We start from the raw sequence: 11,711 nt of genomic DNA on the forward strand, positions 1-11,711 counted from the left end.
ATGATATTACCAATAGTAGGTTATGGCGATCCGGTACTTCGTCAGGAAACAGAAGAAATAGAACAAGACTATCCTGTAAAGGAGTTAATCGATAACATGTTTGAAACGATGTATCAGGCAAGTGGAGTAGGTCTTGCTGCACCACAAATAGGTAAGGCGATTCGTGTATTTATTGTGGATGGTTCTCCTTTTGCTGATTCGGATGATATGGATGAGCAAGAAAAGAAAGAGTTAGAGCGTTTTAAAAAGGTATTTATAAATCCAATCATTATAGAAGAATCTGGAAAAGAATGGGCTTTTGAAGAAGGTTGTTTGTCTATTCCGGGGGTTAATGCAGATGTCACTCGAAAAGAGACTGTATTGATTGAGTATTATAATGAGAAATGGGAATTAGTTGAAGAAACTTATTCAGGTATTGCAGCAAGAATAATTCAACACGAATACGACCATATTGAAGGTATCTTATTTACTGATTTGGTGTCTCCTTTGAAGAAGAAATTTCTAGCGAAGAAGTTAAATAAAATTGCAGCGGGAGACGTGACTGCTAATTATAAAATGAAGTTTGTAAAAAGAAAAAGATAATGCGAATATTTTTTTTAGATATAACTAAAGCTGTTGTTTTTGTGGGTGCTATGTTCTTTGTTGCTGGGTGTGGTTCAGAAAGCACGAATGGAGGAGAAGAGAATTCAGATTCTGAAAAAGCAGAAGAGGTAATAACATATACGCCTGAAACTTTGCTGAAAGAGATTCAAGAAATGGAGAAGTCATTGGAGAATCCAACCATCCCTCAAAAACGAGAGTTAACGGAACAGTTGGTTGAATTTTATTTGTCGTATGCGGATTTATTTCCGAAGAATCCAATGGCCGGAGATATGGTTTTCAAAGCAGGAAATCAATCAGTGAATTTGGAAAAATTTGATGATGCACTGGCACATTATGATAGAATCGACAAGTATTTTCAAACATATCAGAAAAGACCAGAGAGTATTTACTTGCAAGGGTTTATCTACGATACTTACAAAGACGAATTTGGTAAGGCTAAAGAAAAATACGAAAGATTGATTTTGCTTTATCCGAATCATGTGTTGGCAGAGCAAGCCAAACAAAGTATAGCACATTTAGGTATGTCAGATGAAGACATTATTCGTTCTTTTGAGAAAAATTCGGCAAACAATTAAGGAGCAAGTAGTAGCTTGTGGAGTTGACTTTGTAATTTATCCAGCTGTATATTTTCGGTGAATTTGTTTTGGTAAGCGGTCATTATTTTTCCGGTTTCTTCTGAAACCAGAATGATAAAAGCATTACTTGATTCACTTAACCCTAAAACTGCACGGTGTCGTAATCCAAAACTTTTAGGAAGATCTTTTCGGTCAGAATTTGGTAAAATACATCCTGCGGCTAAGATGCGTTCGTTTGAAATAATTACAGCACCATCGTGCAAAGCATTATTCTTAAAGAATATAGAGGTGATTAATTCTGTACTGATTTCAGCATTAATCTTGGTGCCAGTTGACGCAATCGCTTCCAGATCTGAATCTCTTTCAATAACGATAATAGCACCAGTTTTGGTTTGAGACATGTTCTCCACAGCTACAGTAATTTGAGAAATAGCGGAAACGTCTACAGATTCTTTTTTGGAAAATCTAAACCAACCTTTGGCGCTTAAATCAAAAGCAATTTGATTGGAACCAATTCTAATTAAGAATTTTCGCAGTTCTGGTTGGAATATGATGACGAATGCGATGGAACCTACACCGATAAACGTTTCTATTAGGTCAGCAACAAGTTCCATTTGTAGCGCTTTAGTGGTTTTCCAAAAGATTAAAACGACCAGAAGACCGATCAGAATCTTCATTGCCACCGTACCTCTTACCAATGTGTAGAAGTATGATATGAAAAACGCTACTAGAACGATATCTAAAATATCAAGCCATCGAACAGTTATGAATAGGAGTAGATTCATTTTGAATTACAATATTAAATGAAATCCTTTTCGTGGTATCAGTGAGGTTTAGTTTTTTAATTTTTCCCAAATGGTAATTGTTTCACGTGCTTCTTTGATATCATGAACTCTTAGAAAACTGGCACCATTATTTAAGGCCCACATATGAATAGCCGTTGTACCGTTTAAAGCTTCTTGAGGAGTTGAATCGAAAAGTTTATAGATCATTGATTTTCTAGAAACTCCAACCAGCAAAGGATGTCCGAGAAACTCAAAGTCTTTTAAGTGCTTCAGAATATGGTAATTCTGATCTAATGTTTTTCCAAAACCGAATCCAGGGTCTATGATGATATCATAGATTCCGGCTTGAGTCATGAGGTTTATCTTTTTGGAAAGTTCAAGAATAATATCATCCAGTACATCATTATATGAGATGTCTTTTTGCATCGTTTGTGGGGTGCCTTGCATATGCATAGCTACATAGGGAACTTTGTATTTTGCAGCGACACTCCATATATCCGGATCCATATTTCCAGCAGAAATATCGTTGATCATTAAAGCACCTGCTTCAATAGCAGTTTCAGCTACTTTACTTCTAAAAGTATCTACTGAGATTTTAGTTTGTGGAAATTGTTTTAAAATTTCAGTCAAAACAGGAAGCATTCGATCAATTTCCTCTTGTTCTGAAATATGATTTGCCCCAGGTCTGGATGAATATGCTCCCAGATCAATTATATCTGCCCCGGATTCTAGCATTTTTTTAACATTTTCAATTGCAGCTGATAGACTATTGTGTTTTCCCCCATCGTAGAAGGAGTCTGGGGTAGCGTTTAAAATTCCCATGATTTGAGGCCGGTTAATATCTTCCAAATTTCCTCTAAAATTTAACGAAGTTTTTTTGCTGATTAACTTATCTTGCATGCTGATTTGAAAATAAAAATTAGACTATTTTATCGACATAAATGATGGAAAAAACCCTCAAACAATACGATTCAATAATTACACAGTGCAAAGATATTTTTTCTAAAAAGATGAAAGATTATGGAACGGCATGGCGTGTATTAAGACCAAGTTCAATTACCGATCAATTATACATCAAAGCGAAGCGAATTAGTACTATTGAAGAGGCAGGAGTATCTCGTGTAAATGAGGGAGTTGTACCAGAGTATATTGCAATTGTAAACTACTGTGTAATGGGATTGGTACAATTAGAAATTGGTCCATCGGATTCTAATGAGGATTCTGAAGAGCAGGTTTTGAATTGGTATCAGCATCATATTGATACGGCAAGGACATTAATGATCGATAAAAATTCTGATTATGGTGAAGCATGGAGAGAGATGCGAGTTAGTTCAATAACTGATCTGATTTTGATGAAGATTCACCGCACTAAGCAAATTGAAGACAACAAAGGAGCTACATTGATTTCAGAGGGTATCGATGCAAACTATCATGACATGATTAATTATGCCATTTTTGCGATGATCCAGTTGGAAGAAATAAGCGAAACATCTAAATAAAATCGATATGCAATTTAATAAAGTTACAATTTCCCGGTTGCTGGTAGGTTCGTTATTTATTATTTCTGGATTAATCAAAGCTAACGACCCACTTGGATTCTCATATAAATTAGAAGAATACTTCGCTTTTGACGTGTTAAACTGGACATGGTTTCAAGGAACTGAGGTGTTTCTGGCTGCATTTATTTCTATTGGAGAAATTGTTTTGGGAGCAGCTTTAATTGCAGGTGAGAAAATCAAGTTATCGGCCTGGTTATTGTTGATCATGATGATATTCTTCACTTTCTTAACAGGTTATACCGCAATAGGTAATTGGTTCTTTGAACACCCTGAAAGAGATTTTACCATTTTTATGGAAGGATTATTTGGCTTTACAGCAAGAGAAATCCATTATTTTAAAGATTGTGGATGTTTTGGTGATGCGATTCCATTTACGCCATGGGATTCTTTTGTGAAGGATTTGGTTCTATTTGTATTTACCATTATCATTTTTAGAGGAAAAGATGCTGTTGTACCCAATACGCAAAAAGAAGATACATTCTATTATGCCATTTCTTTCATCTTGATTTCAGGATTTGCTCTTATGGTGACTCATTGGGTTTTCCCTGTGGTATTTGTGGCGATTCTATTTGGAGGCATGTTAGCCGTTAAATATATGGGTAAAGATTATTCAGGTTGGCTAATGGGAGGAGTTGCATTTGTGATTACTGCTTTATTCCCTGTATATACTTTGGCATATTTACCGATTAAAGACTTCAGACCATTTGCAATCGGGGAGAATATTCAAAGAAATATGGAACTCCAGGAAGGAGAAGAGCCGCCATTGTATACTGTGGACTATACAATGAAAAGTATTTCTACTGGTGAGGAGTCAGTAGTTTCAGCTATCCAATACATGGAACAGGAGGTATGGAAAAATACAGACTTAGAGATTGTGGCTACAGGTGAACAGTATCTGTTTAAAGATGGAGTTGTACCTCCAATTCATGACTTTGTATTAGAATCAATGACAGATGGTGAGGATTACACGTACTCCATTTTGTCAGAGCAAAATGCATTATTATGGATCATGTATGATTTGAGTCAGGCAAATGCGGACGCTCAAAAAATGGTCAAAGAAATTACAGATGCAGCTGTTGAAAATGGAGTACCGGTTTTTGTTTTAACCGCAAGCAACTTCGAGGAAGCAGAGAACTTTAAGCAAATGCATGATTTAAATATCGGGATGTATACATGTGATGCAACCACTTTAAAAACAGTGATTAGATCTAACCCCGGGTTAGTGATTATAAATGAAGGAACAGTAACGAATAAATATCCATTTAGAAGTTTGAATGGATTTAATGATATTAAAAAAGATTTAAAATAGTTAGGAAATGCGAAACAAGATTGTTGCGGGAAACTGGAAAATGAATACGACCCTTGAGGAAGGGAAAACTTTAGTTGCCGAGGTTTTAGAGAAGATTGAAAATGTTGATTTGACCAATAAAAAAGTGGTTTTTGGGATCCCCTTTGTAAGTATTCATTCTGTTGCACAAATTGTGAATGGCAAAGAAAGAGTTTATACCGCAGCTCAAAATATTTCATCTTACGACTCTGGTGCATATACCGGAGAGGTAAGTGCGAAAATGTTGACAGCATGTGGCGCGGAGATGGTGATTATTGGACATTCTGAAAGAAGAGCTTATTTCGGAGAGACCAATCAGATTTTAGTAGAAAAAATTGATCAGGCGTTAAATAATAATTTGGTGCCAATTTATTGTTGCGGTGAAGTTTTAGAAGATCGTAAAAATGCATCTTACAAAGATGTGATTCATGCACAGATTGAAGAGGCATTATTTCACTTGTCTAATGACCAAATTAAAAATGTTGTAGTAGCATATGAACCTGTTTGGGCGATTGGAACAGGAGAAACTGCATCTCCGGAGCAAGCGCAAGAAGTACATAATTTTATACGAGGACTTATCGCAAATAAGTATGGTGCTGAGATCGCGGATAATATGAGTATTTTATACGGAGGATCAATGAAGCCAGGAAATGCCAAAGATTTAATGTCTATGGAGGATATTGATGGTGGTTTGATTGGAGGAGCTTCATTGAAATCTGATGATTTTGTGGAGATTATTTTAGCAATGTAATCATATCTGATGCAGTATACAGAGGTTAAGTTTTCGATTGAACCATATGAGCCCTGGGCAGATGTTTTATCTGCCGAGTTAGGGGAGATTGGTTTTGAGTCTTTTATTGAAGAAGATGGTTTTTTGCTTGCTTATGTTGATGAATCATTATTTTCAGAAGATGCCCTGAAAAATGTGGATACAATGAAGATGGATGATGTGGAAGTATCCTATTCCACAAAAGTTTTAGAGCAACAAAATTGGAATAAAGAGTGGGAATCAAATTTTGACCCCGTATATGTAGATGATCAAATATGTGTCAGAGCGACCTTTCATCAACCCGAACCGCAATATCCTTATGAAATTATTATAGATCCTAAAATGTCTTTTGGAACGGGGCACCATGCAACGACTCATTTGATGTTGTCACAAATGCAATCTGTTGATTTTAAGGGGGAGTCTGTTTTGGATATGGGATCAGGGACAGGAGTTTTGGCCATCTTTGCAGCGATGAGGGGGGCAAACCCGGTCTATGCTATAGATATTGATGAATGGTGTAGTATTAATGCGCGTGAAAATGCAGAAAGAAATGGAGTAGAGTTCATTGAGATTATGCATGGAGGAAAGGAAAAAATTCCGGGAATGAAAGTAGATGTGATTTTAGCCAATATAAATCGAAATATTCTGTTAGATCAGCTGGAATTATATGCGACAGCATTAAATGATCATGGAATTTTACATATGAGTGGATTTTATCAGGAAGATGTGGAATCTTTGCTAAATGAAGCAATTAAGTACGGTTTAAAATTTATAAGTCAAAAATCCAGAGGATATTGGACCACAATAAACCTGGTTAAAGAATAAAAATGAAAAAAATATTACTACTCTTAAGCGTCTTGTTGCATCTGACCGCTTTTTCTCAAAAAAAGTCGGGGCAAACGTTTTCATTGGACTTTGAGAAATTTCCAAAGAATGTTGAGAGCTTTTTACAGAGATCTAATAAAACGCAAAGTGTAGAAATAAGTAAAGCATTTACTAAAGTTTGGGAGTCTGGATTTTATTCTCCGGACGAACAAAAGCGAATTATTGATGAAGCCAATAATTTGGCGGATATTAAGGTTAGAACATTTCCTGATTTTGCTTCATATATTCAGATGGTAATAGGATATCCTGAATCAGGTATGGATAAAGTCCTCTTTGATGAATGGTTTGATATTCTGGAAGGATATAGTAAGAGCCCTTCTCAAAAGAAGAAAGTTGGACGTTTGTTGAACTTTTCTAAGGGTTTTTTTGATACAAAATCGTTATTCAAAACACAATCTAAATCTGTTGATTGGCAGGTAGACAATTATGGTTTCGTATTTGAAGCAACCAAGAAATCCATTAAGTTGGTATTTAATCAGGTGAATTTAAAATGTCAGGCAAAAGGTTCTGAAATTGTCCTTGAAAATACCAGAGGCGTTTATGATGTATTTCAGAATTACTGGACTGGAGAAGGTGGTAAAGTAACCTTTGAAAGAGCAGGAGCAGACCCTAGTAATGTTTGGGTGGATGTGATCAAGTATAACATCAAGATGAAGTACTCAAATTATCAGGCGGATTCTGTGATATACCACAATAAAACCTTCTTAAAAGAGCCGTTATCCGGAGTGTTAATTGACAAGGTTTTAGCGAAACAGTCTAGTGGACGAACTAGTTACCCTCGATTCCAATCATATAATGTACATATTCCGATTAAGAATCTGGTAAAAGAGGTAGATTATATGGGTGGGTTTGCGCAACAGGGTGCAAGAATTATTGGTACAGGTACGGATGAAACGCCTGCGGTTTTAAATTTCGAAAGAGAGGGGAAACCTTTTATGAAGGTTACATCGAAACGATTTTTAATGAATGTAAATGTAGCAGCTCAGGATAGTATCGAAGAAGATAGTAAGGACCAGAGAAAGAAACGTTCAGCCCGTAATAGTGTAGTGTCTTCAGATGCGCGTGTGGTAATTTATTTGGATGGAGATTCTATTTTGCATCCGGGATTAAAGTTGAATTTTTATACGGATGAGCGCCTTGTAAACTTAATCCGTGTGCGTGGTGAAATGTCTGAAACCCCATATTTTAATTCATACCATAAAGTGGAGATGAGGTTTGAGCTGTTAAACTGGGATATGGATTATCCGTTAATGGATTTTACTTCATTTGATATGAATTCAGAAAAGACCGCAACTTTTGAGTCAGAAGGATTCTTTAGAAAGAAAAAATATGAGAATCTAATGATGACCAGTGACTGGCATCCTTTAGGACGTATGCGTAATTGTGCGCAGCGGTATGATACCAATGTGCTAAGCCTCCAGGAAATCACAGGGTGTTTACAAATTCCGGTTACAGGAGTGGAGCCAATGTTACTAAGATATACCGTTATGGGGTATTTGTCTTATGATGCAGATGTAAAGGAAGTAACGCTATACCCTAAATTATTTCATCAGGTAAATTCATATGGTGGTAAAGAAGATTACGATGTGTTATTGGTTTATTCTAATGGTAATGCTTCACCCTCAAGAAAGAATGCAACATTGAATTTGATGAACAACGATTTAACCATTAAAGGAGTGAATAGCGTTGTTTTGAGTTCAAACCATAATGTGAAAGTATTACCGGACAGTGGGACGATTGTCATGAAAAGAAATCGAGATTTTGATTTTAATGGGATTATTAGTTCAGGTAAGGTAGATTTTTATGGGCATGGCTTTTCGTTTAATTACGATGACTTTAAACTAGATATGCCAGTTCTGGATTCCATGCAGATATGGGCGACAACCAAAGAGGTAGATAAACAAGGATATGCATTAGAAGCGAGAGTAAGAACGGTGGTAGAGCAGTTGACCGGGGACTTAAAAATTGATCATCCTGATAATAAATCAGGTAAGGAAGATTTACCTGAATATCCAATTTTTAGATCCAAAGAAAAGTCATATGCATATTATGACAAGAAATCTATTTTTAATAAAGTGTATAACAGGAATGATTTCTATTTTGAGTTAGAACCATTTGAAATTGATTCATTGGATAAGTTTAAAAATGAGGGGATTGCTTTTGATGGGACATTATACTCAGCAGGTATTTTCCCGGATATTGAAGAGTCATTAACGCTTCAAGAAGATTATTCGCTAGGATTTAAGCGAATTGCACCACCAGGTGGATATCCTTTATATGGAAATAAAGGTAAATTTAAAAATGAAGTACATCTGTCTAATCAGGGTTTAAAAGGAGATGGATTTATTACGTATTTAACTTCCACTGCGGCTTCAGAAGATTTTTATTTCTTTCCGAAAGAAGTGCAGGGGGTAACCAAAATGGTAGAAATTGAGGAACAGATGGCTGCTGTAGAGTATCCAAATGTAACTGCAGATACGACAAAGCTAAGGTGGATTCCATATCAGGATGAGTACTTTTTATCTACAATGCCTAAAAAATCACCAATTAATATGTTTGGTGGAAAAGTGAAACATACCGGAAGATTAAAGTATACTCCTTCTAATATGACGGGTAGAGGAGTGAGTGCTTTTGAAGGGGCAAAACTGTATTCAGATTCAATGTTGTATTCTTTCTATAAAATCCACGCAGATACATCCAATTTTGAGTTAGGGTTAAAGTCTTTACAGACATTGGATTTCTCCTCGGAAAACGTAAAAGCCGATGTAGACTTTAATGAGCGTAAAGGTGAGTTTGTATCTAACACTGGGGCTAGTTTGACCAAGTTTGATAAAGTAATGTATCAGGCATATTTGGATAGATTTACCTGGTTTATGGATCAGGAGGAGTTAGAATTATCAGCAGCTGGTGGTAAGGTCAATCGAGGTGCCAATGAAGTCCAGGTAGAAGGAGCGGAATTTATATCGATTAATCCGAAACAGGATTCGTTACGATTCTATGCGAAGACGGCACGGTATAGTTTAAGGAATATTAAACTGGAAGCTAGAGAAGTAGATTTGATTAATGTAGCAGATGCAGAGGTTGTTCCAAATAAAGGTTTAGTAACCATTTTCGAAAATGCAAAAATGCAAAGGCTTGATTCGTCTATAATCATTGCGAATACGGAGTTAAGATATCATAAGATTTATGATGCAAGTACGCAAATTACAGGACGCTGGAAGTTTAAATCATTCGGAAAATATGATTATGTCGATGAGAACGGGTTAAAGCAGGTACTGGAATTTACTGATGTTGGAGTGGATACAACGCGACAGACCTATGCGAAAGGTATTATTCTAGGCGAAGACGATTTTACATTGAGTCCAATGTATTCCTATAAAGGAGATGTGAGATTACAAGCTAACAGAAAGAATTTGACATTTGATGGTTATGGTCGTATGGTGCATGATTGTAAAGAAATTCCAGCTATCTGGTTCTCTTTTGAAGGAGAGGTAGATCCAAATGAAATTGTAATTCAGATCGATGAAAATGTCGTGAATCAAGATAACAATGCATTGTTTGCTTCTTTGATTATGCCAAGAGATTCTAATATTATGTATGGAGCTTTTGTAAATCAGAAGCATCATTACAGAGATGTTCCTGTGAGTTTGGCTACCGGGTATTTGGAATTTGATCCATCTGGAAGGAAATATCGAATTTCTAATCTTCAGAAGTTAAATGAGTCTTCTTTCCCTGGGAATTATGTAGCATTAGATATCAAGAATTGTACTTTGGAAGGTGAAGGTAAGTTGCAGTTAACACAAAAAACCGGACGTGTTGAGGTAGCAGCCGTTGGTAATTACGATTTTAATAGTATTAATCATAAAGCCACATTTGATGCGACAATGACTATAGACTTCTTGTTTGATGATGGTTTGTTAAACTTAATTGTGGAAGATGCTAAAAAGTCAGAGTTAGAACCAACAGAAGAAAATCCAAATTATGAGTTGACATTGAGAGAGCTTTTGAAGAAAGAAGATGCGGATGAAATGATTAGTAAGATTGGAATGGCAAAAAATGTCAAAATTCCTGAGGAACTAAGAAAGACCATCTTTTTCTCTAAGTTGAACTTGATTTGGAATGAGGAAACGTCATCTTATATTTCAAAAGGTCAAATAGGTATTGGTAATATGGGTAAGATACCTGTCAACATGATGTTTGATGGGGGAGTGGAGTTAGTTCAAAAAAGAGGAGGAACAGATATTACGATCTATTTGGAAATCTCGCCTAGTAAGTGGTATATATTTAGTTACAGATCATCAACAGGTATAATGTCGGTATTCACTTCGAATAAGGAGTTTATTGAGAAAATGCGTGAGATTAAGCCCGATAAGAAAAGGATTAAACGTGAAGGTGAGTTAAAACAGTATCAATATATGCCTGGCTCTAAACGTTTAAGATCACAATTCTTATTGAGATTAGAAGATGCCAATAGCAAATAAAATTAACACTTGTAAGTGTCAGTTTCTGAGTGAAATATAAATGTAATAAACATTTTTTTGTTTATATCCTGTTTATAACTTGTTCATAACTTATCATTTTACCTATATTTGGCCTCTCATGAACGTAACTGAACTCATACTTGTTGCTTTTTTGGTGTGGCAAATTAGTGCGATGCCAATTCCTTCCTGGATTGCATCTGCATTCTTTGGAGTGGATAGCGAGGAATTCAATTCTGCTGTGGATTGGTCTGAAAATAAGTTCTCTAAGGTGAGTGGGTATTGGAGTTATTTGGTATTTACGTTAGAATTTCTAAAAGGTTTCTTAGCCATTTCGTTGCTGGGCTTTGTGAATCAAGAACCAATATTCATTATGGGAATTCCATATGAATATCTATTAGGTTTAGTAATCATTCTAGGTCATACATTTCCTATTTATAATGAGTTCAATCGTACCAGAAGTCTGGGTGCGTATTTTGGCGTGTTTGCAGGTCTATGGTTGGTTCCAGCGATAATAGCAACAGCGCTATTTGTTTTACTTTGGATATTCATCAAAAAAGTAAAGCTAAGCTCATTGTTTATTTCGTTAGGTATTTTGTTAATTATTACCTTTATGCAATTGGATGTGAGCACATTTGCAATTGCAGCGATCTTATCACTTTCTTTAGTGGTCAGTAATTTTCAATACAAAGTTGAGGCTGTTAAGGCTTAAGTGCTTTTCTTTGTAGCA

Annotated in this window: 10 protein-coding genes; 8 read left to right on the forward strand and 2 right to left on the reverse strand. The window is 35.9% G+C overall.

What is annotated here, in order from left to right; genetic code table 11:
* Both KFE94_14925 and KFE94_14930 read left to right on the forward strand, forming a co-directional pair.
* Complete coding sequence (locus KFE94_14925) at positions 1-582, forward strand: peptide deformylase (protein UTW65932.1); 582 nt, start codon at positions 1-3, stop codon at positions 580-582.
* Complete coding sequence (locus KFE94_14930; protein UTW65933.1) at positions 582-1,178, forward strand: hypothetical protein; 597 nt, start codon at positions 582-584, stop codon at positions 1,176-1,178. Before KFE94_14925 ends, KFE94_14930 begins: the two co-directional genes overlap by 1 nt.
* Here the strand turns inward: KFE94_14930 and cdaA are convergent.
* Positions 1,175-1,963 carry a diadenylate cyclase CdaA gene (gene cdaA / locus KFE94_14935; GenBank protein ID UTW65934.1) on the reverse strand — a complete coding sequence of 263 codons (789 nt, stop codon included), beginning with the start codon at positions 1,961-1,963 and terminating at the stop codon, positions 1,175-1,177. The genes KFE94_14930 and cdaA overlap by 4 nt on opposite strands.
* Before the next feature lie 48 nt (positions 1,964-2,011).
* Complete coding sequence (folP, locus tag KFE94_14940; protein ID UTW65935.1) at positions 2,012-2,863, reverse strand: dihydropteroate synthase; 852 nt, start codon at positions 2,861-2,863, stop codon at positions 2,012-2,014.
* 44 nt (positions 2,864-2,907) lie between these two features.
* Between folP and KFE94_14945 the strand changes: the two genes are divergently transcribed.
* The 6 genes from KFE94_14945 (at position 2,908) to KFE94_14970 (ending at position 11,693) form a co-directional block, all read left to right on the forward strand.
* The gene (locus KFE94_14945) at positions 2,908-3,462 is read left to right on the forward strand and encodes a DUF1599 domain-containing protein (GenBank protein UTW65936.1); all 555 of its coding nucleotides are present in this window, start codon (positions 2,908-2,910) and stop codon (positions 3,460-3,462) included.
* Positions 3,463-3,469: 7 nt separating this feature from the next.
* On the forward strand, positions 3,470-4,831 hold the full coding sequence (locus tag KFE94_14950; GenBank protein ID UTW65937.1) for a DoxX family protein: 1,362 nt from the start codon (positions 3,470-3,472) through the stop codon (positions 4,829-4,831).
* Between the two features lie 7 nt (positions 4,832-4,838).
* Positions 4,839-5,600, forward strand: coding sequence for a triose-phosphate isomerase (tpiA, locus tag KFE94_14955; GenBank protein UTW65938.1), 762 nt, complete (start codon positions 4,839-4,841; stop codon positions 5,598-5,600).
* A gap of 9 nt (positions 5,601-5,609) precedes the next feature.
* A complete protein-coding gene (gene prmA / locus KFE94_14960) occupies positions 5,610-6,443 on the forward strand; it encodes a 50S ribosomal protein L11 methyltransferase (GenBank protein UTW65939.1) in 834 nt (277 codons plus the stop codon).
* A gap of 2 nt (positions 6,444-6,445) precedes the next feature.
* The gene (locus KFE94_14965; GenBank protein UTW65940.1) at positions 6,446-10,984 is read left to right on the forward strand and encodes a hypothetical protein; all 4,539 of its coding nucleotides are present in this window, start codon (positions 6,446-6,448) and stop codon (positions 10,982-10,984) included.
* A gap of 118 nt (positions 10,985-11,102) precedes the next feature.
* Complete coding sequence (locus tag KFE94_14970) at positions 11,103-11,693, forward strand: glycerol-3-phosphate acyltransferase (GenBank protein ID UTW65941.1); 591 nt, start codon at positions 11,103-11,105, stop codon at positions 11,691-11,693.
* The last annotated feature ends 18 nt before the right edge of the window (positions 11,694-11,711 follow it).

It is taken from the genome of bacterium SCSIO 12643 (assembly GCA_024398135.1).
Classification (GTDB): Bacteria; Bacteroidota; Bacteroidia; order Flavobacteriales_G; family Salibacteraceae; genus CAJXZP01.